This is a genomic window from Nocardia sp. NPDC052112 (assembly GCF_040680135.1).
GTDB lineage: Bacteria > Actinomycetota > Actinomycetes > Mycobacteriales > Mycobacteriaceae > Nocardia.
In genome coordinates this window covers 93,558-118,604 of record NZ_JBFAWD010000021.1, presented here as the reverse complement: position 1 = coordinate 118,604, position 25,047 = coordinate 93,558, and the positions used below count along the sequence as shown (strand labels likewise).

The 25,047-nt window shown below is 66.4% G+C and carries 25 protein-coding genes, 1 tRNA gene and 1 pseudogene; 18 read left to right on the top strand and 9 right to left on the bottom strand.

What is annotated here, in order from left to right; all coding sequences use genetic code 11:
- The first annotated feature begins 29 nt into the window (after nt 1-29).
- The 5 genes from AB0L58_RS32650 (at nt 30) to AB0L58_RS32630 (ending at nt 3,759) form a co-directional block, all read left to right on the top strand.
- Nucleotides 30-626: a type II secretion system F family protein gene (locus AB0L58_RS32650; protein ID WP_364392815.1), complete on the top strand. Its 597-nt coding sequence runs from the start codon at nt 30-32 to the stop codon at nt 624-626.
- A gap of 42 nt (nt 627-668) precedes the next feature.
- Nucleotides 669-1,286 carry a type II secretion system F family protein gene (locus AB0L58_RS32645; RefSeq protein ID WP_364392812.1) on the top strand — a complete coding sequence of 206 codons (618 nt, stop codon included), beginning with the start codon at nt 669-671 and terminating at the stop codon, nt 1,284-1,286.
- A gap of 1,188 nt (nt 1,287-2,474) precedes the next feature.
- On the top strand, nt 2,475-2,708 hold the full coding sequence (locus AB0L58_RS32640) for a DUF4244 domain-containing protein (protein WP_364392900.1): 234 nt from the start codon (nt 2,475-2,477) through the stop codon (nt 2,706-2,708).
- Between the two features lie 62 nt (nt 2,709-2,770).
- Nucleotides 2,771-3,085, top strand: coding sequence for a TadE family type IV pilus minor pilin (locus AB0L58_RS32635; RefSeq protein WP_364392810.1), 315 nt, complete (start codon nt 2,771-2,773; stop codon nt 3,083-3,085).
- Between the two features lie 284 nt (nt 3,086-3,369).
- Complete coding sequence (locus tag AB0L58_RS32630) at nt 3,370-3,759, top strand: Rv3654c family TadE-like protein (RefSeq protein ID WP_364392808.1); 390 nt, start codon at nt 3,370-3,372, stop codon at nt 3,757-3,759.
- A gap of 331 nt (nt 3,760-4,090) precedes the next feature.
- On the opposite strand, the gene AB0L58_RS32625 is transcribed toward AB0L58_RS32630, so the two are convergent.
- Nucleotides 4,091-6,409, bottom strand: a complete 2,319-nt coding sequence (locus AB0L58_RS32625) for a DEAD/DEAH box helicase (RefSeq protein WP_364392805.1) — start codon at nt 6,407-6,409, stop codon at nt 4,091-4,093.
- 499 nt (nt 6,410-6,908) lie between these two features.
- Here AB0L58_RS32625 and AB0L58_RS32620 point away from each other — a divergent pair, with 499 nt between their 5' ends.
- The 7 genes from AB0L58_RS32620 (at nt 6,909) to AB0L58_RS32590 (ending at nt 13,233) form a co-directional block, all read left to right on the top strand.
- Complete coding sequence (locus AB0L58_RS32620) at nt 6,909-7,115, top strand: cold-shock protein (RefSeq protein ID WP_011206895.1); 207 nt, start codon at nt 6,909-6,911, stop codon at nt 7,113-7,115.
- A gap of 356 nt (nt 7,116-7,471) precedes the next feature.
- A complete protein-coding gene (topA, locus tag AB0L58_RS32615) occupies nt 7,472-10,285 on the top strand; it encodes a type I DNA topoisomerase (RefSeq protein ID WP_364392898.1) in 2,814 nt (937 codons plus the stop codon).
- A 128-nt stretch (nt 10,286-10,413) separates the two neighbouring features.
- On the top strand, nt 10,414-10,917 hold the full coding sequence (locus tag AB0L58_RS32610; protein ID WP_364392802.1) for a DUF664 domain-containing protein: 504 nt from the start codon (nt 10,414-10,416) through the stop codon (nt 10,915-10,917).
- A 120-nt stretch (nt 10,918-11,037) separates the two neighbouring features.
- Nucleotides 11,038-12,243, top strand: coding sequence for a DNA polymerase III subunit delta' (locus AB0L58_RS32605; RefSeq protein WP_364392800.1), 1,206 nt, complete (start codon nt 11,038-11,040; stop codon nt 12,241-12,243).
- Between the two features lie 192 nt (nt 12,244-12,435).
- Nucleotides 12,436-12,511 (top strand) — tRNA-Thr (locus tag AB0L58_RS32600).
- Between the two features lie 312 nt (nt 12,512-12,823).
- The gene (locus tag AB0L58_RS32595) at nt 12,824-12,973 is read left to right on the top strand and encodes a hypothetical protein (RefSeq protein ID WP_364392798.1); all 150 of its coding nucleotides are present in this window, start codon (nt 12,824-12,826) and stop codon (nt 12,971-12,973) included.
- A 14-nt stretch (nt 12,974-12,987) separates the two neighbouring features.
- The gene (locus AB0L58_RS32590) at nt 12,988-13,233 is read left to right on the top strand and encodes a hypothetical protein (RefSeq protein WP_364392796.1); all 246 of its coding nucleotides are present in this window, start codon (nt 12,988-12,990) and stop codon (nt 13,231-13,233) included.
- Nucleotides 13,234-13,602: 369 nt separating this feature from the next.
- On the opposite strand, the gene AB0L58_RS32585 is transcribed toward AB0L58_RS32590, so the two are convergent.
- The 3 genes from AB0L58_RS32585 to AB0L58_RS32575 form a co-directional block, all read right to left on the bottom strand.
- A complete protein-coding gene (locus AB0L58_RS32585; protein WP_364392794.1) occupies nt 13,603-14,544 on the bottom strand; it encodes a sigma-70 family RNA polymerase sigma factor in 942 nt (313 codons plus the stop codon).
- A gap of 10 nt (nt 14,545-14,554) precedes the next feature.
- Nucleotides 14,555-15,745, bottom strand: coding sequence for an FAD-dependent oxidoreductase (locus AB0L58_RS32580; RefSeq protein WP_364392792.1), 1,191 nt, complete (start codon nt 15,743-15,745; stop codon nt 14,555-14,557).
- Between the two features lie 168 nt (nt 15,746-15,913).
- Entirely contained in the window at nt 15,914-16,681 is a 768-nt protein-coding gene (locus AB0L58_RS32575) for a hypothetical protein (RefSeq protein ID WP_364392790.1), read from the bottom strand.
- Nucleotides 16,682-16,744: 63 nt separating this feature from the next.
- Between AB0L58_RS32575 and AB0L58_RS32570 the strand changes: the two genes are divergently transcribed.
- The 3 genes from AB0L58_RS32570 to AB0L58_RS32560 all read left to right on the top strand — a co-directional run bounded on the left by AB0L58_RS32570 (nt 16,745) and on the right by AB0L58_RS32560 (nt 19,462).
- Entirely contained in the window at nt 16,745-16,927 is a 183-nt protein-coding gene (locus AB0L58_RS32570) for a hypothetical protein (protein WP_364392787.1), read from the top strand.
- Between the two features lie 100 nt (nt 16,928-17,027).
- Nucleotides 17,028-18,152 (top strand): PLP-dependent cysteine synthase family protein, encoded by a 1,125-nt coding sequence (locus AB0L58_RS32565; protein ID WP_364392785.1) that lies wholly within the window; start codon nt 17,028-17,030, stop codon nt 18,150-18,152.
- On the top strand, nt 18,149-19,462 hold the full coding sequence (locus AB0L58_RS32560) for an MFS transporter (protein WP_364392783.1): 1,314 nt from the start codon (nt 18,149-18,151) through the stop codon (nt 19,460-19,462). The genes AB0L58_RS32565 and AB0L58_RS32560 overlap by 4 nt, the downstream gene beginning before the upstream one ends.
- Here the strand turns inward: AB0L58_RS32560 and AB0L58_RS32555 are convergent.
- The gene (locus AB0L58_RS32555; protein WP_364392781.1) at nt 19,452-20,132 is read right to left on the bottom strand and encodes an MspA family porin; all 681 of its coding nucleotides are present in this window, start codon (nt 20,130-20,132) and stop codon (nt 19,452-19,454) included. The genes AB0L58_RS32560 and AB0L58_RS32555 overlap by 11 nt on opposite strands.
- Nucleotides 20,133-20,443: 311 nt before the next feature.
- Entirely contained in the window at nt 20,444-20,749 is a 306-nt protein-coding gene (locus AB0L58_RS32550; RefSeq protein WP_364392896.1) for a helix-turn-helix domain-containing protein, read from the bottom strand.
- Between the two features lie 71 nt (nt 20,750-20,820).
- Here AB0L58_RS32550 and AB0L58_RS32545 point away from each other — a divergent pair.
- Nucleotides 20,821-21,095, top strand: a pseudogene (locus AB0L58_RS32545) (hypothetical protein); the annotation flags it as partial.
- Between the two features lie 51 nt (nt 21,096-21,146).
- Here the strand turns inward: AB0L58_RS32545 and AB0L58_RS32540 are convergent.
- A complete protein-coding gene (locus tag AB0L58_RS32540) occupies nt 21,147-22,580 on the bottom strand; it encodes a gamma-aminobutyraldehyde dehydrogenase (protein ID WP_364392779.1) in 1,434 nt (477 codons plus the stop codon).
- On the opposite strand from AB0L58_RS32540, the gene AB0L58_RS32535 reads away from it, so the two are divergent.
- A complete protein-coding gene (locus AB0L58_RS32535) occupies nt 22,558-23,046 on the top strand; it encodes a hypothetical protein (protein ID WP_364392777.1) in 489 nt (162 codons plus the stop codon). The genes AB0L58_RS32540 and AB0L58_RS32535 overlap by 23 nt on opposite strands.
- 173 nt (nt 23,047-23,219) lie before the next feature.
- On the opposite strand, the gene AB0L58_RS32530 is transcribed toward AB0L58_RS32535, so the two are convergent.
- Nucleotides 23,220-23,729 (bottom strand): DNA starvation/stationary phase protection protein, encoded by a 510-nt coding sequence (locus tag AB0L58_RS32530; protein WP_364392775.1) that lies wholly within the window; start codon nt 23,727-23,729, stop codon nt 23,220-23,222.
- Between the two features lie 215 nt (nt 23,730-23,944).
- On the opposite strand from AB0L58_RS32530, the gene AB0L58_RS32525 reads away from it, so the two are divergent.
- On the top strand, nt 23,945-24,589 hold the full coding sequence (locus AB0L58_RS32525) for a response regulator transcription factor (RefSeq protein ID WP_364392773.1): 645 nt from the start codon (nt 23,945-23,947) through the stop codon (nt 24,587-24,589).
- Here the strand turns inward: AB0L58_RS32525 and AB0L58_RS32520 are convergent.
- On the bottom strand, nt 24,567-24,977 hold the full coding sequence (locus tag AB0L58_RS32520; RefSeq protein ID WP_364392771.1) for a response regulator: 411 nt from the start codon (nt 24,975-24,977) through the stop codon (nt 24,567-24,569). The two genes, AB0L58_RS32525 and AB0L58_RS32520, sit on opposite strands and share 23 nt — an antisense overlap.
- Nucleotides 24,978-25,047: the final 70 nt, after the last annotated feature.

Sequence of the window (25,047 nt, the reverse complement as noted above, 5' to 3'; positions counted from 1 at the left end):
CTGTTGGTGTCGGTCCGATGGTTGCGGCGGTGTTGGTTGGTGGAACGGTCGGCATCCGCGTGCGGCAGGCGAGTCGGGATCGGCGGCGCAATGCGGAATGCGCCTATCTGTTGGATGCGCTCGAGGCGGTGATCGGGGAGCTGCGGGTCGGTGCGCATCCGAGTGCGGCGGCGGAGGTTGCCGCGCAGGAAGCACGTGGGGAGGCGGCACACGCCTTCGCGGTCGGTGCGGCACGCAGCAGACTCGGTGGCTCCGGTGCGGATGGGATGCGCGATCCCGGTTCCATCGTCGAGGCCGAGCTCGCCAGAATCGCGGACGCCTGGCAGGTCGCCGAGCACCACGGACTTGCGCTCGCGGAGCTGCTGTCGGCCGCTCGTGCGGACCTATTGGGACGCATTCGTTTTCGCAACCGCACCACTGCGGCGCTGGCCGGTGCTCGTGCCACCGCGGCGGTCCTTGCGGGCCTACCGCTCTTGGGTATCGGCCTCGGCCAACTGATGGGTGCCGCTCCGCTGCACGTACTGCTGAGCCCCGGCGCCGGAACAGTACTGCTGCCGCTCGGTGCGGCCTTGGTGAGCACCGGCTTGCTGTGGACCGACGCGATCACGCGCAAGGTCTTCGTATGAAACAACAAATCCGCAGGTCACGCACACCACGAAGGGTTGGGAATGGCTGAAATTGCGAGTGCGCCAGTGCTTTTGCTCGCGATGGCACTGGTCGTGTTGCCCGGACGAGTTGCGATGAATCGGCGATTGCGGGGGATACGAGAGTGGGACCGGCAGCCGGTCGCCCCGGCTTCTTCGCTCGGCACCAACAATGATCCGCTGGCCGTGGCCTCGGTATTCGACCTGCTGGCCGCCTGCCTACGAGCCGGGTTGCCGATGGCGTCAGCGGCCCGCGCGGTGGCATCCAGCGCGCCGCCAGCTCTCGGGACGGCACTGCGTAAGGCAGCCGACCTACTGGCGCTGGGCGCGGACGCCGCAACCGCCTGGGACGAGGTGGCCCGCGACGGTGCGGGCCAACCTGGTGCCGAGGAGGTCGACTCTCTGGCACGCATGGCCAGGCGCTCCGCCCGCTCCGGCGCCGCGCTCGCCGCCGCCATCAGCGAACTGGCGGAACAACGCCGCAGCGGAGTCGAGGATGCGGCCGCCGCCCGCGCCGAACGCGCTGGAGTCCTGATAGGCGGCCCTCTAGGCCTCTGCTTCCTCCCAGCCTTCGTCTGCCTCGGCATCGTCCCAGTAGTAATCGGACTCGCCGGCCGAGTCCTCGGAGGTGGACTGCTGTGAGAACTCCACCGCACCCAACTGCCGCATCAGCGACAGGTTCGCGAACGACCGAGCGGGGCGCCAGCCCGGCTACCGTCGCTGCTACGGATGCTGCGCAATGCGCTACCAATTTCGCCGAGCGAGACACCGGCGTGCCGCCTCTGGGTCTGCGTCTGCCTCGTCGTCGGCAGCACCTTCCGCATTCTCGGAGGTGGACTCCCACGAGCCCGCCGCCAAGAACTACGGAGGCGGACATCACCGCCCGGAACAATGCCGCTCCAGGACCGCTCCCGCCGGTCATAGCCGTCTTGCGGAGGCCTGCGCGAACCAGCCCTGAGCTGCGGACGACCGAGCGGGGCAATGTTGGGCTGCAGACGATAACGCAGGGCGCCGTCGAGCACGGCGATGTCAAAAGGGGCGATGCCGAGCCATCGAGTGCTGCGCTGGGGACGATCGTGCCGCGTGATGTGGTGCCGGGAACGATTGCGCAACTCGCCGCAGGGCTGGGGTCGACGGTGGGAACGAGTGTTGGGGTGGGGTCGACGGTGGGAACGAGTGTTGGGGTGGGGTCGACGGTGGGAACGAGTGTTGGGGTGGGGTCGACGGCGCGAACCAGTCCCGAGCTGGGGCCGACCGCGCCATCCAGTGCTGGGTCGGGGACGCGCGGGCGCAGTACGGCCGACCTGAGCGCGTCCGCGCGACACTTTGTTGGGCCGAATGCGGTCACGCGGGACGCTGTCGATCGCGGCGCGGTGCAGGGGGACGCTGCTGAGCTGCCGAGCGCTGCGCCGGGGACGATCGTGCTGCGCAATGCAGTGCCGGGCACGCTCGCGCCGCTCACCGCAGAGCCGGGGACGACCGCGCGGCCCGGTGTCGAGTTGCGTACTGTCGCACCACCCAGTGCTGGGCCGGGGCCGACCGTGTCGCCCGGTGTCGAGTTGAGGACTATCTCGTCACCCAGCGCTGGGCCGGGGATGCTCGAGCGGAGTACAGCCGATTTGTGCGCGTTTGCGCGGCACTTTATTGGGCCGAGGACGGTCACGTTTCGTGTTGTCGATCGCGGCGCCGGCCAGGGTGACGCAGCTGAGCCGGGTACTGAGCTGAGGCATGTCGAGCAGTGTGACGTGGTGGCGGGGCGTGCGTGGCGGGGAAGAACGTGTCGGCGCGGAGTGGCCGCGCGGGCAGGAATGAGAGGGGAAAACAGTGCGAATGGGGATGGTGCGGGATCGGGTGGTGCGGCGGCTCGGGGCCATTGCCCTGGAAGTGCGGGCACGTGTGCTGCGGGTGCTGGTCGCGGACGACGGGATGAGTACTGCGGAGTATGCGATCGGGACTATCGCGGCGGCGGCGTTCGGGGCCGTGCTTTATGGGGTGGTGACCGGGGACAGCATTGTGAACGCGCTGACGAAGATCATCGACAAGGCATTGAACACCGCTGTGTAGCCGAGCATGGTTGTCGGTTAAGCTATTGCGGTACAACGCATCTCGGTGACGATCGGGGTGCGGTGACCGTTGAGGCGGCGATCGCGCTCGCTGCCGTCGTGGTTGCGGTGGTGTTGTGCGTCGGTGCCTTGCTTGCGGCGTCGACGCAGGTGCGCTGCGTCGACGCCGCTCGCGAAGCGGCCCGGCTGGCCGCCCGCGGTGATCAAGCGAATGCGTTGTCGGCGGCGCGGCAGGTAGCTCCGCCGACCGCCGGCATCTCGCTGCGCAGTGAGGGTGACCGGGTGGTCGCGGTGGTCTCCGCCCGGTCACCCCTGCTGCCCTTGCTGGTCCTGCACGCCGAGGCCGTTGCCACTCGCGAACCAGGAGCCGAGCCGTGACCCGCAACGGCCGACCAACGGACCGCGACGTGCCACCGGGCACAGCACGTCGGTGCGGCCTCACAGCGAGGTGGGCTCGGGCGAACGGTCGAATCGGCCGTGGAGGCGACGTATGTACCTCCAGAGGCAGGTTGCGGGGGCGTGGTGTCGCACGGCGAGTTCGGGCGGGCAACTCGATCGCGCGGGGAGTCCGCGCACGCAACCCGGTCACACAGCGAGTCGAGGCGCACAACCCAGTTGGTCGTGAGTGCGGTGCAGACGAGTCCGGAGACGGTATCGATGGAGTGGAGCAGGACCCCAGCGCGGACGCGGTCGGCGAGGGACGACGAGACGAGGGCATTGCCACCGTGTTCGGCTGTCTGGCACTGGCGGCGCTGATCGGCGCGACGCTATTGATCGCTCAGATCGGGGCCGTTGTCGTCGCGCGGCATCGGGCGCAGGCTGCTGCGGATTTATCGGCATTGACGGTCGCGGGGGAACTTGCGCGCGGTGCCGATGTCGGATGTGCGGAAGCGGAGGAGATCGCGCGACGGATGGGAGTGTGGATTCAGCAGTGTGAAGTCGTGCAGTGGGATGCGACTGTCACTGTTGAAGGGAATGTACCAATGGGTCTGTTAGGAAAGCGGACTGTTCGCGCGGTTGCTCGGGCCGGACCCGTAGAAGTTGGAGTGTGACCGGTACGTACATGCACTCGCCAGTGGTACTTCATGGCGCCGGAATTCGGTAATTGTCATGGTCGAAATAAATGCGCCGTTGCCTATATTCACTAGTAACCGCAGAACGCATCGAATGAATCTGCACGTCGGACGCTAATGCTCGTGGCAATACCTCAGTTAACATGAATCTAATCCTCTTTATTCGATGGTCCGACACGCCCGGCGCCACCGGGTACGGCACGCCGAGCGGCGCCTATAACACCTGGTCATCCCCTGGCCAGGTCGACAAGTGATCACGTGCGGAGGTCGGCGCAGTCACGAATCGAGCGCGGCGCCGCCACTGCGCCGCTCAGTCGCCCGTACCGGCGGCCAATTCGCCCAGCACCGCCGCCAGCAGGCGGGCCGCACCCGGCTTGTCCAGCGGGTGGTTGCCGTTGCCGCACTTGGGTGACTGCACACAGGACGGGCACCCAGCCGCGCAAGTGCACGTCTCGATCACCGCGAGCGTCGCCGACAACCATCGGTATAGCTGCGCGAACCCCCGTTCGGCAAAACCCGCACCACCCGGCTGCCCGTCATAGACGAACACCGTCGGCAGTCCGGTATCGGGATGTTCGGCGGTCGAAACGCCACCGATATCCCACCGATCACATGTCGCGACCAGCGGCAATAGGCCGATCGCCGCATGCTCGGCAGCGTGCAGCGCGCCCGGCACCTGGGGCGTATCCAGGCCTGCCGCGGCCAGCAGTTCGGGCGTCACCGTGTACAGCACCGCGCGCGTCGGCAGCGTCTGCTCCGGCATATCCAACTCGACCAGGTCCAGCACCTCGCCCGTGCGCAGTGTTCGCAGATACCCGATCACCTGGCTGGTCACGCTGACCTGCGCCAATGCGGTCGTCACCCGGCCGTGACGACGCTGTTCGGTCACCGTGTCGACGGCGATGGAGGTGACCTGCCTGGCGCTGGTGGTCCAGCCCGGATCGGTACCACGCACGAAGGCGACCCCGCCGTCGAGATCTAGCTCATCGACCAGGTAGATATCGCCTTGATGCAGGTGAACGGCCCCTTCGTGCAGCGTCGCCCGCGCCCGCCCGGCATCTGCGGTGCCGAGCAATCTGCCGGTCTCGCCATCCACGATGGCAATGGGTGTGCCGATGCCACCGCGCACGTCGACGGCATCGTGCGGCTGCGTCTCGGCAGTTGCGAACCAGCGCGCGCTGCCGTCGCGTCCCGCGCCGTTCCGGCGTCGAATCAACCCCTGACCTGCGAGATCGGTCAGCACCTCACGCGCGCCGAGCACGTCGACCTCGGCGTCGGTGAGCGGCAGTTCCAGTGCCGCGCACAACAATTGCGGGCCCAATACATAGGGATTGTGTGGATCGGTGATGGTGGCCTCGATCGGTTTGTCCAGCAGCGCCTCCGGGTGGTGGACCAGGAAGGTGTCCAGCGGATCGTCCCTGGCGACCAGCAGCACCAGCGATCCCTGCGTGCGTCGACCCGCGCGCCCGGCCTGCTGCCAGAACGAGGCGACCGTACCCGGAAAACCCGAGATCACGACCGCATCCAGCCCCGCGATATCGACCCCGAGCTCCAGCGCATTCGTAGTGGCGGCCCCGAGCAGTGACCCATCCGACAGCGCCGCCTCCAGATCGCGCCGATCCTCGGCGAGGTAGCCCGCCCGATAGGCGGCGACCCGTTCGCCGAGTGCCGGATCGACATCTGCCAGCAGCCTGCGTGCCTCGATCGCGGTCAGTTCCGCGGCCCGTCGCGACCTGACGAATGCGAGCGTGCGCGCGCCCTCGACCACTAGATCGGCCATGATTCTGGCCGCCTCCGAGGTCGCCGACCGCCGAACCGGCGCACCGTTTTCGCCGGTCAAAGTGGTCAGCAGCGGCGGCTCCCACAGCGCGATGGTGCGCGAGCCCTGCGGCGATCCGTCCTCGGTGACCGCGACACAGGGTGCGCCGATCAGCCGGGATGCCGCGGCGGCGGGGTCGGCTGTGGTCGCCGAGCACAGTATGAATACGGGATCAGCGCCGTAGTGCGCCGCAATGCGCCGCAGCCTGCGCAGCACCAGCGCCACATGCGAGCCGAATACGCCCCGGTAGGCATGGCATTCGTCGACCACCACGTAGCGCAGCCTGCGCAGCACTCTGGCCCAGCGCTGATGTGAGCGCAGCATGCCGACGTGCAGCATGTCCGGATTGGTGAGGATCAAGCGGGCATTGGCGCGCACCCATTGCCTGACCTCGGCCGGTGTATCGCCGTCGTAAGTGGCCGGATGGACATCCCGCAATGGGCTCTCGTGCGTCAATTCCGCTATTGCCCGTAGCTGATCGGCACCCAATGCCTTGGTAGGCGCCAGATAAAGGGCCGTCGCGAGCGGATCTTCGCGCAATGCGGTGAGCAACGGCAGCTGGTAGCCCAGCGATTTCCCGGATGCTGTGCCGGTGCTGACGACAACATGCCGACCGCTTGCCGCGAGGTCCGCGGTCCTGGTCTGATGCGTCCACGGCGCCTCGACTCCGGCGGCCCGCAGTGCGGCGACGACATCGGGTGCGGCCCAATCAGGCCAGGTAGTGCTGGCTGCTGGCCGCGCGGCGAGCTCGACGACATGGGTGAGCCGGGGGTCTTCATCGGGGCCCCCATTCAGGACACGATTCAGCAACGATCCCCCGTAACTCGGGCTGTTGCTGGCGCGTGGCCGAGTTGCCGGTTCGGTCGGATTCACGACTCGGGCTCCGCGACACGCGCAGAAAGTGTGAAACGTGTGCGCTTGGGAAGTCCCACCTGCCATTTCGATACCAAATAGCGACCTGGGTCACAGCTTGTTTGCCAGACGCTGGCTCGGTTATCAGGAAGCAAACGAACCACAAGTCTGGATTCCGGCATTGTGTCCCTCACCTGCGCATTCGCAAGATCAACTTTTTTGCAAATTGTCGGTAACTCGACTGTTGAATTGCTCGAAGACATGGTTCACTAGTTCCTGGTCGCAAGCTTCTGTGTTCGAGGGACGGATCCAAAGTCCAAACCGTCAGCAGGATCGATGTTGCGAACGGTGTGCTTGGTGCTTTCCTGCAGGGGGAACCAACAGTACAGCGGTCGGAACGGACCCGGTGGATGAACCTACTTGTCCGCCGTTCCGGTAAGAAAAGAGAAGGAACAGAATGGCACAGGGAACTGTGAAGTGGTTCAACGCGGAGAAGGGGTTCGGCTTCATCGCGCCGGAGGACGGCTCCGCTGACGTCTTCGTCCACTACTCCGAGATCCAAGGGTCGGGCTTCCGCACCCTCGAGGAGAACCAGAAGGTCGAGTTCGAGGTTGGCCAGGGCACCAAGGGCCCGCAGGCCACCGGAGTTCGCGCGCTCAGCTGAGCGACGCAAACGATTCGCTCGTCCCTCACCGCCGGTAACGGAGGTGAGGGACGAGCTATATCTGGGGTAAGACACAAAATCGGCGCGTACCTGCGGTGCGGCCGTATCGCGGCAGGCACTGCATACTGATCACCAGCGACGCAGGTACGCTCTGTGGTTCGAGTCGCAAGCGCTCGGCCACACGTCGCGTCAAGGTATAAACGTGTCTGGTGGCAACGTCGTCCTCGTCGCCGCCGCTTGCCCCAGCCGCGCACAGCGCGAAGAAGCGCCGCGCGGGTCGATAAGGAAAGGTGTATTCGCCGGTGGCAACACGAGACCGCAGTGCAGCCGACCAGGGCCGTCCCCTGCGTCGTCTCGTGATTGTCGAGTCCCCGACCAAGGCCCGCAAAATAGCGCCCTACCTGGGTCGCAATTACACGGTCGAGGCCTCGGTCGGTCATATCCGGGACCTGCCGCGTGGGGCGGCCGACGTGCCCGCCAAGTACAAGGGGCAGTCCTGGGCGCGCCTCGGTGTCGACGTCGACAACGACTTCGAGCCGATCTATGTGGTGAGTCCGGATAAGAAGGCCAAGGTCTCCGAGCTCAAGACCCTGTTGGCCGATGCCGACGAGCTCTACCTCGCCACCGACCCGGACCGCGAGGGTGAGGCCATCGCCTGGCACCTGTTGGAGACGTTGAAGCCCAAGGTGCCGGTGCGACGCATGGTGTTCCACGAGATCACCGAGCCCGCCATTCTGGCCGCCGCCGCCGATACCCGCGATTTGGATAACGATCTGGTCGACGCGCAGGAAACCCGGCGCATCCTGGACCGGTTGTACGGCTACGAGGTCAGTCCGGTGCTGTGGAAAAAGGTCATGCCGCGGTTGTCGGCGGGCCGGGTGCAGTCGGTTGCGACTCGGGTGATCGTGCAGCGCGAGCGCGAGCGGATGGCATTCCGCTCGGCCGAGTACTGGGATATCGCGGCGAAGCTGGATGCGGGCGGGGACAACGGCGACGCCACCAATCCACGAACCTTTGGGGCAAGGCTGGTCAGCGTCGATGGGACCAGGGTTGCCACCGGTCGGGACTTCGGACCGGACGGGCAGCTCAAGGGCAATGGCGTTGTCGTCCTCGACGAGCCCTATGCCCGCCGTCTCGCCGAGGCGCTCGAGGGCGCCGATCTGGTGGTTTCCTCCGCGGAGGCCAAGCCGTATACGCGCAAGCCGTACGCGCCGTTCATGACCTCGACGTTGCAGCAGGAGGCGGGCCGCAAATTGCGGTTCAATGCCGAGCGCACCATGCGGGTCGCGCAGCGGCTGTACGAAAACGGTTACATCACCTATATGCGTACCGACTCGACCACGCTGTCGGAGTCGGCGATCGCCGCGGCCAGATCGCAGGCGACCCAGCTGTACGGCGCGGAGTACGTGCATCCGTCGCCGCGGCAATACACCCGCAAGGTGAAGAACGCGCAGGAGGCGCACGAGGCGATCCGCCCGGCGGGCGATACCTTCGCGACCCCGGGCCAGTTGCATGCGCGGTTGGACAATGACGAGTTCCGGCTCTACGAGCTGATCTGGCAGCGCACGGTCGCCTCGCAGATGGCCGATGCGAGGGGCACCACGCTGACCCTGCGAATCACCGGCGTCGCGGGTACCGGCGAGGAATGCGTGTTCTCGGCCTCCGGTCGGACCATCACCTTCCCGGGCTTTCTCAAGGCCTACGTGGAGAGTGTCGACGAGGAGGCGGGCGGTCAGTCCGATGACGCCGAATCCCGGTTGCCCGCACTCGACGAGGGTGAGCGCGTCACCGCGGTGGAGCTGAATCCCGATGGGCACAGCACGAATCCGCCCGCGCGGTATACCGAGGCTTCGTTGATCAAGACACTCGAAGACCTCGGCATCGGTCGGCCCTCGACGTATTCGTCGATCATCAAGACGATTCTCGACCGCGGATATGTGTACAAGCGTGGGAGTGCGCTCGTACCGTCGTGGGTCGCCTTCGCTGTGGTCGGTTTGCTCGAGGCTTATTTCGGTCGGCTGGTCGACTTCGACTTCACCGCCGCGATGGAGGACGATCTCGATGCCATCGCGGGTGGGCGTGAGCAGCGTGGAAATTGGTTGTCCAGCTTCTATTTCGGTGGCGACCACGGTGTCGAGGGTTCGGTCGCGCGCTCCGGCGGTCTGAAGCGGATGGTCGGCGAGCGGCTCGAGGATATCGATGCCCGCGAGGTCAACTCCATCAAGCTGTTCGTCGACGACGAGGGACGCGACGTCGTGGTCCGGGTCGGTCGGTTCGGACCGTATCTGGAGCGCATGGTCGCCAATCCCGATGACCCGGAAGGGGATTCGATCTCGCAGCGGGCGAATCTGCCCGACGATCTGCCGCCCGACGAACTGACCCCCGAGGTCGCCGAGAAGCTCTTCTCGACACCGCAGGAGGGACGTGCGCTGGGTGTCGATCCTGCGACCGGACACGAAATCGTCGCCAAGGAAGGACGTTTCGGCCCGTACGTCACCGAGATCCTGCCGGAGCCCGCGGCCGAGGACGGGCCGACACCTGCCAAGAAGACCGCGAAAAAGGCTGCGGCGCCTAAACCGCGGACCGGATCGCTGTTCAAAGGTATGGACCTGGCGACGATTACGCTCGACGATGCGCTGAAATTGTTGTCGCTGCCACGCGTTGTCGGTGCCGACCCGGTTTCCGGTGAGGAGATCACCGCACAGAACGGACGCTACGGCCCATATCTGAAGAAGGGCACCGATTCTCGTTCGCTGCTCAATGAGGATCAGATCTTCACCGTGACGCTCGACGAGGCATTGAAGATCTACGCCGAGCCCAAGCGACGCGGACGCCAGGCCGCCAGCGCCGCGGCGCTGCGCGAGCTCGGTAACGACGCGGCCACCGGCAAGCCGATGGTGATCAAGGATGGCCGTTTCGGTCCGTACGTCACCGACGGTGAGACCAATGCCAGTCTGCGCAAGGGCGACGAGGTCGATTCGATCACCGATGAGCGGGCCTCGGAACTGCTCGCCGATCGGCGCGCGCGTGGGCCGGTGAAGAAGACTGCCAAGAAGGCGGCGGCGAAGAAGACTCCGGCGAAGAAGACCGCTGCCGCGAAGAAGACTGCGGCCAAGACCACGGCGGCGAAGAAGACCGCCGCCAAGAAGGCGGCCGCGAAGAAGTCCTGACGGCTGCACCGATCGGTCGATTCGATCGATCGGTGCGGTTCGCCCTGCGCTCGGACGATCGAGGCCGTGCTGGCCGAAGTTGCCGTAGCCTCCCCCGTATCGACGAACGATCGTGAAGGGGACTGTCCATGGCCATCGACCAGGAACGCGAGAATCTCATCGCCATGCTCGCCAGTCAGCGCGAGCTGTTCCGGATCACTTTGCGCGGCATCGACGACGCACAGGCGCGGCAACGCACGACGGTCAGCGAACTGACGCTCGGTGGCCTGCTGCACCACCTGGTCAGTTGCGAAAGCCACTGGACGACGGTCATTATCGAGCGCGATGAAACGGCCGAACTCGACGTTTCGAAATTCGATGGCGAGTACGTGCTCGGACCCGATGAGACGGTGGCCGGACTGCTGGCGGCCTGGGACGAGGTCGCGGCGGCGACCGAGAAGCTGATCCGGACCGAACCCGATCTGAACACGTCCATTCCCACACCGACCACGCCGTGGACACCCGAACGCGAATGGTGGACGGTGCGTTTCACCGTGCTGCACATCCTGCGCGAAATCGCCCACCACAGCGGTCACGCCGACATCATTCGCGAAGCGCTCGATGGTGCGAACACGACCTATCAGCGAGCATGAGCGACGGTGGGGGCTCGGACTCGCCGCCCGGATGATGACTATGCCGGAACGCCGGTTCGGTGTGGACGCTCGGACGGCGCGGGAACGAGCCTGTCGGTGGGGACGGTTAGGGTGTATGGCGTGGCGGGTGTCTTCGATCGGCTGGTCGGCCAGGATGCGGTCGAGTCCGAGTTGACGGCTGCCTCGATTGCCGCGCGTGGAGGCGCGGGCAATGGGGCGATGACGCATTCGTGGCTGTTCACCGGGCCGCCGGGATCGGGGAGATCGGTTGCGGCGCTGTGCTTTGCGGCCGCGCTGCAGTGCACCGACGAGGGTGTGCCCGGATGTGGGCGATGCCATGCGTGTACGACCACGATGGCCGGAACACATGGCGATGTGCGGCGGGTGATTCCAGAGGGGCTGAGTATCAGCACCAAAGAGATGCGCGAGATCGTGCAGATCGCCGCACGGCGGCCGAGCACCGGCCGATGGCAGGTGGTGCTGATCGAGGACGCCGATCGGTTGACCGAGGCGGCGGGCAATGTGCTGTTGAAGGTGGTCGAGGAGCCGCCGGAGCGGACGGTATTCCTGCTGTGCGCGCCATCGGTGGATCCGGAGGACATCTCCGTGACGCTGCGGTCGCGCTGTCGGCATGTGCATCTGGTGACGCCCTCGGTGCCGGCCATCGCGCAGGTGCTGCGGGAGCGCGACAAGCTCGATGAGAAGACCGCGACCTGGGCGGCATCGGTGAGCGGTGGTCATGTCGGGCGGGCTCGGCGGTTGGCCACCGACGAGGAGGCGCGTGCTCGTCGGCAACGGGCGTTGGCGTTGGTGGGCGCGGTTTCGCGGCCAGGTGCCGCCTACGCTGCCGCTGACGAATTGGTGAAATCCGCCGACGACGAGGCCAAGCAGATGAGTGCGGCCCGCGACGAACGTGAGCGCGAGGAATTGGCGACCGCACTCGGCGCGGGCGGCACCGGCAAAGGCGCCGCGGGTGCGACCCGAGGTTCGGCAGGTGTGCTCAAGGACCTGGAGCGCAGGCAGAAATCCCGCGCCACCCGCACCGGCCGCGATGCCCTCGACCGGGCGCTCATCGACGTCGCGGGCGTCTACCGCGACGCCATCGCCGTCCGCTTCGGTGCTGCCGGCAGTGGTTCCGGTGTCACCCTCACCCACCCCGATATGTCCGACCAGATCCATGATCTCGCCGACCGCGTCCACCCCGAGGGTCTGCTCCGCTCCATCGAAGCCGTCCTCGCCTGCCGCGAGGCCCTCGACCTCAACGTCAAACCTCGCTTCGCCCTGGCCGCCATGGTCGCCACCCTCATCTCCGCCCAATCCGCCTAGCCCATCCGATCGACACCCGTCGCGGGCTTCACTCGTGAAACCGGCCGAGGATCCGCTCTTCCGATGCCTGACCTGCTGGTGCAGCCGACCGAAACCGGCCGGGACACCATCGGCCTGCCTATCAGGTCGCGCTGACCACCCGTTTTCGCGATCCGGCCGCCGAGACGATAGACTCGCGACGCCGAAAGGCACGCCGCCTTAGCTCAGTCGGTAGAGCGCTTCACTCGTAATGAAAAGGTCGGGGGTTCGATTCCCCCAGGCGGCTCCAGGTCAAAGCATATTTTAACGGTGTTTACCCATGGTGTGTGGCACCGCCGGTGTGCCAACGCTCGGGAGAAGTTCCCCGTAGAACGCCTGCCGTTGGCTTCGGATCTTTGGGTTTTGGGTCGCTGTGGAGACAGTGAGATTGGTTGGTTGTGGGGTGCCAGGCTCCGATGGTGGCGAGGCTGGCTGCGCCTTTCCATGCTGGTGGTGGCGGCGTTCGGTGCGTTGTTCCGCGTCGGCCTGGAGGACGTTGCGAGCGTATTCGACCTGCTCACAACGTCTTTGGTGAGTGGCGCGAGCTGCTAAGGCACCGTGAGTGTGGTGGGGTGGACGGTGCTGCCGTGTCGACGACGCGCTCGCCTATGTCGGCGACCCGCATCATGCCCAGGGCGACGGCGAGGTGGCGCTGACCGCATTCGAGGCCCCGCTGCGCGCCACCCTGCGGTTCGATCTGATTTCCCGCTGATCGCGCCGCGCAGGTTGTGGGGCGAGACCAGCGACCTGATCATCCCGATCGGGCTGGACGCCGATCTGAACGAGGCCATGCGCGAATGCGTTCGCGGCGCGATCGAGCTGTTGACCGACGCGGGCATAGACCGGGCACACGCCTACGCCTATCTCTCGGCCGCAGGTGATTTCGCGGTATCGCAGGTGGTGGACCGGGTATGCGGGGTGCACGGCGGGATCCGCAAGGCCGATCTGGTCGAGTTGCTCGAATCCGATTAGTCTCGCGCGGCCGTCGCGTCCATATCCATGACCTGCTGTGAAGGAGCTCTGTCGCAAAGGTTGGACTTCGGGGTGCGCAGTCCGCTCGTCCGCGCGACTTCCGCTGAGTAATCGCTGTTGGGAGAGGATTGCTTTGCGTCCGGCATCGACTCCGGGTCGGGGACGTTGATAGGCATCCGGGGTTTGGTTCGACCACCCCAAGGGTTTCGGCGGTGCACCCGAGCTCGGAAAAGTGGTGCTGGAGCAGACACGGGACCGCCTTCTCGTATTCGCGGGCGATCTCACCGGTTCGGAACGTGGCGAGCATTTCGGTGTCGACGTAGCCCGAGTAGACGATCGTCCCATCGACATCGGGTGCCGGACGGCCGGTTACCACGATTCGATCAGCGGGACATCATGGTCCTGCCGCTGCCATTCCGCCGTGAGGCGACCGAGTCGGTCCGGGGCCGCGATGCCGCGCACGCCTGCGATCTTGTCATCACGGATCTCCAGGATCACGACACCCACGGCCCGGTCGTCGAGCGTGGCGAGCATCGCCGGGCAGCCGTTGACAACCACGGCATGGATCGAGGGCGAGCCACCGGCGAGTCTGCGCTTGGCCGGAGTTGGTTTGAAGCCGGCCCGCACCGCGCTGGCGATCGTCGCCGGGGTCGAGTACCGGATCAGCTTCTCGACCAGTCCCAGCCCGGCGCCGTCGGAGATGCCGGTCGCGTCGTCGGTCAGCAGCGCAACCAGCCGTTCGGTCCGGCCCGAGGCGGCGGCAGCGACGAACGCCTCGACGATTCGACGCGCGGAAGCATGGTCGACGTCAGTGCCATTGCCGGCGGCGGCGATTCGACGCCGGGCTCGGTGGGCGTGCTGCTGACTCCCGGACTCGGTGATACCGAGGATCTCGGCTATTTCGGCGTGGCTGTACGAAAAGGCCTCGCGCAGCACGTAAACGGCCCGTTCGATCGGCGACAGACGCTCCATGAGCGTCAGCACCGCCAGGGTCACCGATTCCCGCTGCTCGACGGTGTCGGCCGGGCCCAGCATCGGGTCGCCGTCGAGGAGCGGTTCGGGCATCCAGGCGCCGACCGCGCGTTCGCGCCGCACCTTCGCCGAACGGAGCCGGTCGAGCGCCAGATTGGTGACGATCTTGGTCAGCCATGCCTCGGGGACCTCGACATACTCCCGGTCGGCGGCCTGCCACCGCAGGAACGCGTCCTGCACCGTGTCCTCGGCGTCGGCGGCCGAGCCGAGCAGACGGTAGGCGAGCGAGGCCAGCCGGTTCCGACTGGCCTCGAAACGCGCCACGGTGGCAGTGTCCATGAGCACAAATCTATGCGGCGATCACGACGGACGAGTGCTCTCGGGTGGTGGCCAAGCGGTACTGGTGACTCGGCCTGCCGAAGGTCGGGCGGCTGATGGCCCAGCCGCTGGTTGCCACGATCGCCGACTTGACGCGCGCCGCCGACCGGCCGCAAAGGGCCCCGGGCTTCGAGCGAGCGTCACCATCGACCAGCTGGAAGATCCCGTCCTTGCGTCCGAGGCTGATGTGGTTGCCGAAATAGGACAGTGTGGTCGCCTTGATCTTGCGCCCGGTCCGGTCCCCGATGATCGCGGCCGTCGCCTGCATGCCGGTAAATCCCGCGGAAGCGCAGGACATCGGCAATGGATGACCGTTCTCGCCGATGACGAAGGCGCTGTCACCGGCAACGTAGACATCCGGGTGTGAGACCGACCGCATCTGACGGTCGACCGTGATCTGGCCGTTGGGTTCCACCGCGAGGCCGCTGGCGGCGGCAATCGGGTGGACGGCGAAGCCGGCGGCCCACACGGTCGCGTCGGCGGCGAAAACGGTGCCGTCGGCGGCGATCACGGCCGCTTCCTCGACGCGCTCGATGGCGGTGTGCTCGTGGACCGTAATGCCGAACCGGTCGAAGGTACGCAGCAGGTGACGCCGGGCCTTCGGGCCCAGCCAGCCGCCCAGTTCGCCGCTGGTGACGAGGCTGACCCGCAGTCCAGGACGGGCCTCGGCGATCTCGGTGACGGCCTCGATCGCGGTCAGGTTGCCGCCGACTACCAGCACCTTGCCGTCCTCGCCCAGCTCATCCAGGCGTGCGCGCAGGCGCAGCGCGGACGGCCGCGCGGCCACATGGTAGGCGTGCTCGTCGACGCCCGGAACGCCGTGGTCGGCGGCGGTGCTGCCGAGCGTGTAGAGGAGGGTGTCGTATTCGAGCCGGGCGATGCCCTCGCCGTCGGCGACTGTGACAGTCCGGTGCTCGGCGTCGACGTCGGTTACCCGCGCCAGTCGTAGCCGGATGCCGGTGCCCGCGAACACCTCTGCCAGCGGCCGGTGGCGGAGATCGTGCCCGGCGGCGAGCTGATGCAGGCGCAGCCGCTCGACGAAATCGGGTTCCGCGTTGACGACGGTGATCTCGAAGTCGTCGGAGTGGAGTTGGCGGGCCAGGTATCCGGCGGAGAAGGCTCCGGCGTATCCGGCCCCGAGGACGACGATGCGGTGCTTCATGGTTCGCTCCTGTCTGGTTCGCGTGCTACCTGAACGCGACAGCCCCCGAATTCCTGACAGCATCGCCCGTGACGTGGATCACCCCGGGGCTCGCGCAGCAGACGAACTCGGGGCGACCCAGGTCGACTGCTTCAAGTCGTAGGCGAAGCCCCCTCCGGACCGTCGCTGCTACGTCAAGCACGCCCGCAGTCGAGGGATGGCCTCGACGGGATGTTGTGCGCGGATGGCGTCGCCGATCGCGCCGAACTGCCATACCCCGTCCGGGCGGAAGAGTTTGCCCATGACCAGTCCGGTGTGGTGCCACCGCCGGTCAGGTCGTAGCGGGCGATTTCGGTGTCGGAGATGCCGTCGACCAGGCGGGGAGAACGCGTTCTCGATCTGGTCGAAGGTCTGGCCCGAGTAGGAGGTGACGATGAAGACGATGGTGGTGACCTGCGGTTGTCGAGGTGCAGGATCGAATCCGGGCCGCCGTGCGGGGCCGATGAGCGGATGGGGGTAGCCGAGGAGATCCGAGCTACGCAGGATTCGACAAAAAGCGCGGGTAGTGCACGGGAGCGCCTTCGCGACGCCGGCAATTTCCACTGCCACAGTGGTCGGCCATCCGGCGATCGGGTAGGTGAGCAACCAGGCCAGATGCGACAGCGAGAACTGTGCGGCGACGAGCATCCGGTGTGTGCCATCGGGACGCCGATCCCGAACATCCGATGCCGCGACCCGCGCTGCCGCCGTTTGCCACCGGACCGTCGCTATAGTTGGCTCATTGTGAACCTCATCGGGCGGTTGCGGCACGGTGGCCCCGTAGTAGCGGTGCTCGTCGCGGTGCTGCTCATGGCGCCGATGGTCCACTGCGCTCGCATGGATGACCACGAGCACGCCGGTGCCCATGCCCGAACGGTGCCGGGCGAATTTCTCACCGCCGCCGCCGATTCCGCTCATGCGGTCATCGACGCGTCGCACGAGCCCTGTGGCGCACATCTTGCCCACTGCATCGTCAAATCGGTGCGACCGAGTGCGGCCGAGAACTTCGCGGCGCTGCGCCTTCTCACCTTGATCGCGGTCGTTGCCATCGTTGCCACAGCCATCTATTCGGCACTCGCCGGGGCCGTGCGCGGTCCGCCGGTATCCCCGCCCGCCGCTGCTGGTCGGGACATTCTCACGCGGTTCTGTATCGCCCGACGCTGATCGGTCAGCGCCAGGCCGACGCTGTGTGTCGTCGGCCGGTGTTCGCTGCCGTTCAACGTCCGCGCCGCCGCATGGCGGTCTCGATCAGGAAGCGACAGTCATGAACAAGATCGTGCTCGACAGGCCCGAGGTGCCCCCGGCGCTGATCCCGGCACCGGGTGCCGCCCGGCAGGCCCGCGCGCTGGTCGGCAACACGCCGGTGCTGTGGGTCGGCGCCCCGCTCGCACCCGCCGGTCGGGGTTTCTGGGCCAAGCTCGAAGGATTCAATCCCGGCGGCATGAAGGACCGCCCGGCGCTGCACATGGTGCGGCGAGCCGAAGCGCGCGGCGCCCTCGCAGCCGGCGCACGAATCATTGAATCATCCAGCGGCACACTGGGATTGGGTTTGGCGCTGGCAGGCATGGTATACTGCCATCCGGTCACGGTGGTGACCGATCCCGGCTTGGAACCCATCGTCGCCCGAATGCTCGCGGCCTATGGTGCTCGCGTAGATCTCGTCGCCCAGCCGCACCCGAACGGCGGTTGGCAACAAGCACGTCGGGATCGGGTCGCCGAGTTGCTGGCCGAGGAATCCGGGGCATGGTGCCCGGACCAGTACAACAACCCCGACAATGTCGACGGCTATGAATCGTTGGCGCTCGAACTGGTGGAACAGCTCGGGACGGTGGATGTGCTGGTGTGCGCGGTGGGCACCGGCGGCCATTCGGCCGGGGTCGCGAGGGTGCTGCGGCGGTTCGATCCCGACCTGAAACTCATCGGCGTGGACACGCTGGCCTCCACGATCTTCGGCCAACCGGCGGGACCACGGCTGATGCGTGGTCTCGGGTCGAGCATCTACCCGACCAACGTCGACTACGGCGCGTTCGACGAAATCCATTGGGTCGCACCGTCGGAAGCGGTGTGGGCCTGCCGCGCCCTGGCCGCCACGCACTATGCCACCGGCGGCTGGAGCGTCGGTGCGGTGGCGCTGGTCGCGGGCTGGGCGGCGCGCACCCACGACGCCGATGCCCGGATCGCGGCCGTATTTCCCGATGGCCCGCAACGCTATTTCGACACCGTCTACAGCGACACCTACTGCGCCGAGCACGGACTGCTCGATGCCGAGCCGCCGACCGCCCCCGACACCATCACGCATCCGGCCGAACGGGTCGTGACCGCCTGGACCCGTTGCGGCACAGTTGTCGACCCGCGCGAACAATCTTCGGATCAGGGGGCAGCCCGGTGACGGTTTTCGGAAAGTTCCGTAGCTTCGACCTCCCGGCACGTTTGTTGATGGTCAACCAGTTCGGCATCAACCTGGGCTTCTACATGTTGATGCCGTACTTGGCCGGGTATCTGGCGGGTCCGCTCGGCTTGGCGGCGTGGGCCGTCGGTCTGGTGCTGGGTGTGCGCAACTTCTCGCAGCAGGGCATGTTCCTGATCGGCGGCACGCTGGCCGACCGGCTGGGCTACAAACCGCTCATCGTGGCCGGATGTCTGCTGCGCACCGGCGGTTTCGCACTGCTGGTTTTCGCGACATCCCTGCCCGGTCTGCTGATCGCCTCGGCGGCAACAGGTTTCGCGGGCGCCCTGTTCAACCCGGCGGTACGCGCCTACCTCGCAGCCGATGCCGGGGAGCGGCGGGTGGAGGCATTCGCCGTGTTCAACATCTTCTATCAAGCGGGCATCCTGGCCGGACCACTGGTCGGACTCGCACTGATGGCGGTCGATTTCCGGGTCACCGCAGGTATCGCCGCGCTGGTGTTCGCGGCGCTGACGGTGGCGCAGTTGTGCGCGCTGCCGACCCGTCGGGCGGAGTTCGCCAACGAGCAGTCGTCGGTTCTCGACGACTGGCGGACCGTGGTCGCGAACCGCCGATTCCTCGCCTTCGCGATCGCGATGATCGGCTCGTATGTGCTGTCGTTCCAGGTTTATCTGGCGCTGCCGCTACACGCGGAGTTCATCGCGGGTGCGCGCGCACAGATCCTGGTATCGGCACTGTTCGTGGTGTCAGGGGTGGTAGCGGTCGCCGGTCAGCTACGCATCACTGCCTGGTTCCGCGAAAGATGGGGGAGCGGACGCAGTCTGGTCGTCGGGATGGGCATACTCGCCGTGTCATTCCTACCTCTGGTGATCGTCCCTGGGCCTGGACGTTTCGGCGTCGGCGCGGCCGTGGTGGCATTGCTTGTGTCGGCGGCATTGCTGGCGGTCGGCACCGCGACGGTATTCCCGTTCGAGATGGACACGGTCGTATCCCTGGCCAACGGGAAACTCGTGGCAACCCACTACGGGTTCTACAACACGGTGGTCGGCGTCGGCATTCTGGCGGGCAACTTGGCAACCGGCGCCGTGGTCGGCGCCGCCCGCGCCACCGGAGTCGACTGGGCGGTGTGGTCGGGGCTCATCGTGATCGGTGTGTGCGCCGCCTTCGCATTGCTCCGGCTCGACCGGACCCAACTCGCTCACCCGGTCGCGACGAGCAACCCCGCACCAGCATTGTCCGGCGAGCGTCGTCGACAGCCCGAGCACCCGGCGGCTGCGCCCCCTAGAACGTGAATTGTGGTCCATAGCCGGTTGTCTGGGCGGTTCCGTTGGTGCCGTCGGCGCGCACGGTGACGAACGGGACGGCCGACGCGGGTGCCGCGCATGAGCTGACACTCAGTGGCGTATTGGTGTGGCCGAAGGTGTAGGGGAACGCCGCGTCCTGATCCAGGCTGGCCGCACCGATAACCACCGCCGTAACGGCCCCCGGTGCGAGGGTCAACTCGATCGTTCCGGCGAGACCGGCATTGACGGAAGCGCTCGGTTGAACTGCGAAAGTGACGCTGGGCATCGAGTCCATGCTCAGCGTCAACGCGGCCGAGGGGGCGATACCCATGCTGGCGCCTACGGCGGGGGTAATCGCGAGGGAGAGGCCGTTGGAAAGATCCACGGCGCAACCGACCACGTATCCGACCGCCATTTCCCCGTCGCGAACCGATGAAACACCGCTGAGCGACACCGAGTAATTTCCGGACACTTTGACCGCGTGCGCGAACGGGATTCCGGCCGGGGTATCGCCCCCGGCCGGAAAGACATCGCTCGTGTCGACCGATGCGACGATGTGCATGCCACCGGCATCGACTTCGCCGGGTGCCGCAATGGCGGGTGCGGTGGCAATACCGGTGGTCGCCGCACCGACCATTGTGGTGAAAGCTGCAATACTCCTCAGATATCCCCTGGTCATAGCACTCCAGTCGAATAGATACCGACACAGTCTGTTCCGTCGAGAATGGATCGCTCGCGACACCGGGACTCGAAGTCTCTACCGGCGCAGGAGGTTCGATACGCCGACCAGCACTCGAACCTTTCGGCAGACCCTACCGTGTCGACGGGACAATTGATCTCCTGGGCCGCGTAACTCGCCGGGCTCGGCCACAATCCGGACATTCACGACCGCGGCTCGAAACCGGCCGTCGCACCGTCGAACACGCGACTCGTCCGGAGATATCGCGAGCCGCGTCTGGACAGGTAGTCGACGAGAGCCGGATCAGGTGATCAAGCCGGATCCGGTCGAGCGAGTCGCGCGGCGGTCAGCGCGGCGTATGGCTCGGCGGCTGCTTTCGGATCCGAGCAGCGGCGGTCGGTGCGGGTTTCGATGCGGCGCAGTCGGAAGTGGATGGTGTTGCGGTGATAGTGCAGGCGTTGCGCGACTTCGGTATTGGAGCCACCGCATTCGAACCAGAGGGAGGGTGTCGAGGAACGTGCACGGCGTTCGGAATCGGCACGACGGACGCGTTCGGTCCAGTAGTCGCCGTACGCATCGGCAGCGGCGCTCGAGTAGTCGTCGATGATCCGCCACATTTCCGACCCGAGCTGGGGCAGCACATCGAGGCTCTGGCCCGTGGCCGTGACGAGTGCGCGTTCCCACAGCAGCCGCGGTGTTCGGCGTGCCCGACGACAAGTGGGACGAGCGTCCCGTCGTCGCTGCCGCATTACGCACCGGAGCCGAGGTCGACGCGGATGCGCTGCGGGCGTTCTCGGCCGACAGAGTGGCGAAATGGCAATTGCCCGAACGCTGGACATTCGTGTCCGAGGTGCCCGAGACGAGCGTCGGCAAATTCGACAAAAGGTCCTGCGCGCCCGCTATGCGGCAGCTGAACTCGATATTGTGGGCTCGGATCCCGGTACGGCGCAAAAGAGTTCGTAACCCGTCAGGTCGCAAGCCGTATGGCGATAGAGATTGCTCGCAGAGAACTAGCTAGCCGATCTTGGCCATCACATGCTTGACGCGGGTGTAGTCCTCCAGCCCGTACATCGATAGATCTTTGCCATGCCCGGACGACTTGAACCCGCCGTGCGGCATCTCGGCGATCAGCGCGGTGTGGGTGTTGATCCACACGCTGCCGAAGTCGAGCGCGGCCGATACGCGTAGTGCCCGCGACACATCTTTGGTCCACACCGAGGATGCCAGCCCGTATTCGACGTCGTTGGCCCACCGGATCGCCTCGTCTTCGTCGGTGAACGACTGCACGGTGATCACCGGGCCGAAGATCTCGTGCCGGCTCAGCCGGTCGGCCTGCCGCAGCCCGCCGATGACCGTCGGCTCGATGTAGTACCCGTGGTCACCCTGCCGGTGCCCACCGGTCACGACCGACGCGTGATCGGGCACCTCGTCGAGGAAGCCGAGCACTCGTTGTAGTTGGTTGGCGTTATTGACCGGCGGCACCCAGGCGCCCTCGTCATCGGTGGTCTTGCCGAATGTCGTTGTCGCATTGTCGGCCTGCTCGGCCAGCGCCGCGGTCAGGTCTTCGGCCACCGACGCGTGGCCGAGCACCCGGGTGGCCGCCGTGCAATCCTGCCCGGCATTGAAATAACCCGAGGCCGTGATACCGATGGCGGTAGCAGTGATGTCGGCGTCGGGGAACACGATTACCGGCGCTTTGCCGCCCAACTCGAGATGCGTGCGCTTCAGGTGGGCTCCGGCCGATTCCGCGACCGCGCGGCCCGCGGCCACCGAACCGGTGATCGATACCATCCGCGGGGTCGGATGCGTGACCACCGCCGCACCGGTCGTCCGGTCACCGGTCACCACATTGAGCACGCCTGGCGGCAGGTGCTGAGCGGCCAGTTCGGCCAACATCACCGTCGTCACCGGGGTGGTGTCGCTCGGCTTGATCACCACGGTGTTGCCTGCCGCGATCGCGGGAACGAACTTCCAGATCGCCATCATCATCGGGTAATTCCACGGCGTCACCTGTCCGATGACGCCGACCGGCTCCCGTCGGATCCAGGATGTGTGGCCGGCCAGGTACTCGCAGGCCGACTTCCCCTCCAGTACCCGTGCCGCTCCCGCGAAGAATCGGGTCTGATCCAGCATCTGCGGGATCTCTACGGCCGCGGTGACGTGTTGCGGCTTGCCGGTATTGCGGCCCTCGGCCTCGACCAGCGCGTCCGCGGCACGCTCCAGCGCGTCGGCGAAATCCAACAGGGCCTTCTGGCGATGCGCCGGCGTCGTGCGCTTCCAGTCGCAGAACGCCCTGGCCGCCGCCGCGTACGCGTTGTCGATGTCCTGTTCGTTGGACACCGCGGCGGTGCCGTACCGATCGCCGGTGGCGGGGTCGACGATAGCCATCGTCGCACCGCTGACCGAGTCGACGAGCTTGCCATCGATGAAGTTCTGGACCACGGTCATGATGCCTCCTCGGTTGCTCTGTTCAGTCGACACGTCTCTGACGTGGCACGTTTCCCCCTCTGTCCATGTTGACGCTTCCGATCTCGATGCGAAGCGCTACTTCCGAAGCTTTCGCAAGGTTGACGGCGATGCCGCTGGTGAGCTCGACACCGTCGAGCACATCGAGGTGGCCTGGATTGTCGGTGACGAGCGACCGGAGGTCGGCCGGGCGGTGCTCCAGCACCTGATGCATCTCGCGGCCGGTCCATGCCTGACCTGGGAGAATGGCGGCCAGGTCACACATGAGAGCTTTGTCGGAACCGGTACGCTGCCGATGGGTGGCGGCTTGGGCGGCCTGACCGCCAGCGAGTTCCACCTGCGCCTGATGTGCCTGCTCGGCTCCCCGGCCGCCCACGCGCTCGGCAATTCCACCATCGCCAAACTTCGCGACCAGTGCATCGATCGCTTGACCAGACCCGCCGAGTGAACTCGCGGCGGGTGGGTGTCCGGGCCTGTCCGCGTACGGAATTCTCGATCTGCTCGGCGGCGCAGCGATGGGCCTGCGCTACTCGGCGGATCCCGGAATCGAGTAGCGGCCTGTTCGAGCGAACCCGCCGCGAGCTGGCGGGCTTGCGGCGGGTCGAATGGCGTTGCGGGCGGTCAGACCTTGCGGTTCTCCGACTTGATCATCCACGCCAGCTTCTCCAGTGCGTCGATGACCTGGTGCAACAGGTCGCTGGTGCTGGGGTCTTCGGCGTCCACCGCATCGTGCACGTCACGGATGGTGTCGATCGCCGCGTAGGTCCGCGTCGTGATCAGATCGACGACATCGGCGGTATCGACCTCTTCGGCGGGGAAGGGCGGGAGGCTCGTGGTCGACGCGACGGTGTCGGACCGCCCGTCGGGGACCGCATCGAGGGCTCGCATCCGTTCCGCGATGGTGTCGCTGCTCGCGCGGGCCGCGTCGACGAGTTCATCGAGTTGTAGGTGCAGGTCACGGAAGTTCGACCCGACGACGTTCCAGTGCGCCTGCTTGCCTTGCAGGTGTAGTTCGATGAGATCGACGAGTACGCGCTGCAGGCTGGTGGCGAACTGCGGGGAAGCGGTGAAATTCCGGATATCGTCGGCGAGACGACGGTTGGTGCGTTGGGTCCGAGTTGCGGCGGTCATGGTTGTACTCCTTTCTGGATCCTCATCGCGAACAACCTCCAGCTTTATTGGAATCATTCCAGATTGCACTGTTGCGCAGCTCACTGCTAGCGGCGGCGATTGCGGCGCGAGTGGTTGTCTGTGATCGCAGGTACCGCTGCGGGAGCGCTCGGTCGGCCGCGCCCTGTGCTCAGTTGCCGGCGGTAAGCTCGGGATTGATCAGTCGGAGGTGGCTGTTGCGGGTAATCCTGGCCGAAGACGACGTCCTGCTTCGCGAAGGTGTCGCGAGCCTGCTCGCACACTGCGGTATGGACGTCGTGGGGCAGGCCGGAGACGCCGCGCAACTCTTGGCGCTGGTTCGTCACGAAGTTCCTGATCTGGTGGTCGTCGACATCCGGATGCCGCCGACGCACACCACCGAGGGGCTCGACGCGGCCAAGGTGATCCGGGGCGAACTCCCGGAGACGGGCATCCTGGTCCTGTCGGCGCACGTCGATGTCGAGGACGCGATGGAGCTGCTGGCCGGCGGTCAGCGGATCGGCTACCTGCTCAAGAGCCGAATCACCGACGTGGCGGAGTTCATCGACACCCTGCATCGGATCGCCAAGGGCGCATCGGTCATCGATCCGGCTCTGGTGCAGGAGTTGGTATCGGCGCGCCGGCGCGATGACCCGTTGGCCGTGCTGAGCGCCCGGGAGCGGGAAGTGCTCGCGCTGATGGCCGAGGGCCGATCCAACGCCGGCATCGCGCGTCGCCTGTGGGTCACCGAGGGCACGGTCGAGAAGCATGTGCGCAGCATCTTGACCAAACTGGATCTACCCGAGACCGGGGACGATCACCGCAGAGTCCTCGCGGTGGTCACCTTCCTCGATGCGCGCTGAGCGGACAGTCCTCGGCGGCGAGCAGCGCGTGGATCGCACCCGACGACAGCGCGGACTTGGTCAGGAAGCCCACCGCGTGGCTCGCGGCGACCAAATCGGCGACGTCCGGCGCGGCGCGGGCCGAGGTCAGTATCACCGGCGGTGCCGCAGGCCCACCATGGCGGTGCAGGCGCTCGGCGAGTTCGAAGCCGTTCTCCGCGCCGAGCTCGATATCGACAAGCGTCACATCCGGCACCAGCTCCGCGACACCGCGCAGTGCCGCAGCACTGGTGGACGCCACGCCGACGACGGTGATCCCCTCGCGCTCGAGCAGTTCACGTCCGGCGTCGAGAAAGTCGAGGCTGTCATCCACGATGAAACAGCGCAAACGCTGAGCCGACTGCACCATGACCCCAGTGTCCGGTAGCGCGCTACCGGCACGCATCCCCGCTAACGGGAAAATTGAAAATCGAAATGAC

What these genes read in the sequence shown, in the direction of transcription:
- AB0L58_RS32530 (WP_364392775.1), bottom strand. Translation starts at nt 23,729, where the DNA reads ATGACCGCCGCAACTCGGACCCAACGCACCAACCGTCGTCTCGCCGAC.
- AB0L58_RS32540 (WP_364392779.1), bottom strand. Translation starts at nt 22,580, where the DNA reads ATGACCGTGGTCCAGAACTTCATCGATGGCAAGCTCGTCGACTCGGTC.
- AB0L58_RS32585 (WP_364392794.1), bottom strand. Translation starts at nt 14,544, where the DNA reads ATGGACACTGCCACCGTGGCGCGTTTCGAGGCCAGTCGGAACCGGCTG.
- AB0L58_RS32620 (WP_011206895.1), top strand. Translation starts at nt 6,909, where the DNA reads ATGGCACAGGGAACTGTGAAGTGGTTCAACGCGGAGAAGGGGTTCGGC.
- AB0L58_RS32550 (WP_364392896.1), bottom strand. Translation starts at nt 20,749, where the DNA reads ATGTGGCGGATCATCGACGACTACTCGAGCGCCGCTGCCGATGCGTAC.
- AB0L58_RS32555 (WP_364392781.1), bottom strand. Translation starts at nt 20,132, where the DNA reads ATGACCAGGGGATATCTGAGGAGTATTGCAGCTTTCACCACAATGGTC.
- AB0L58_RS32610 (WP_364392802.1), top strand. Translation starts at nt 10,414, where the DNA reads ATGGCCATCGACCAGGAACGCGAGAATCTCATCGCCATGCTCGCCAGT.
- AB0L58_RS32575 (WP_364392790.1), bottom strand. Translation starts at nt 16,681, where the DNA reads ATGAGCGGAATCGGCGGCGGCGGTGAGAAATTCGCCCGGCACCGTTCG.
- AB0L58_RS32520 (WP_364392771.1), bottom strand. Translation starts at nt 24,977, where the DNA reads ATGGTGCAGTCGGCTCAGCGTTTGCGCTGTTTCATCGTGGATGACAGC.
- AB0L58_RS32645 (WP_364392812.1), top strand. Translation starts at nt 669, where the DNA reads ATGGCTGAAATTGCGAGTGCGCCAGTGCTTTTGCTCGCGATGGCACTG.
- AB0L58_RS32535 (WP_364392777.1), top strand. Translation starts at nt 22,558, where the DNA reads ATGAAGTTCTGGACCACGGTCATGATGCCTCCTCGGTTGCTCTGTTCA.
- AB0L58_RS32565 (WP_364392785.1), top strand. Translation starts at nt 17,028, where the DNA reads ATGAACAAGATCGTGCTCGACAGGCCCGAGGTGCCCCCGGCGCTGATC.
- AB0L58_RS32640 (WP_364392900.1), top strand. Translation starts at nt 2,475, where the DNA reads ATGGGGATGGTGCGGGATCGGGTGGTGCGGCGGCTCGGGGCCATTGCC.
- AB0L58_RS32580 (WP_364392792.1), bottom strand. Translation starts at nt 15,745, where the DNA reads ATGAAGCACCGCATCGTCGTCCTCGGGGCCGGATACGCCGGAGCCTTC.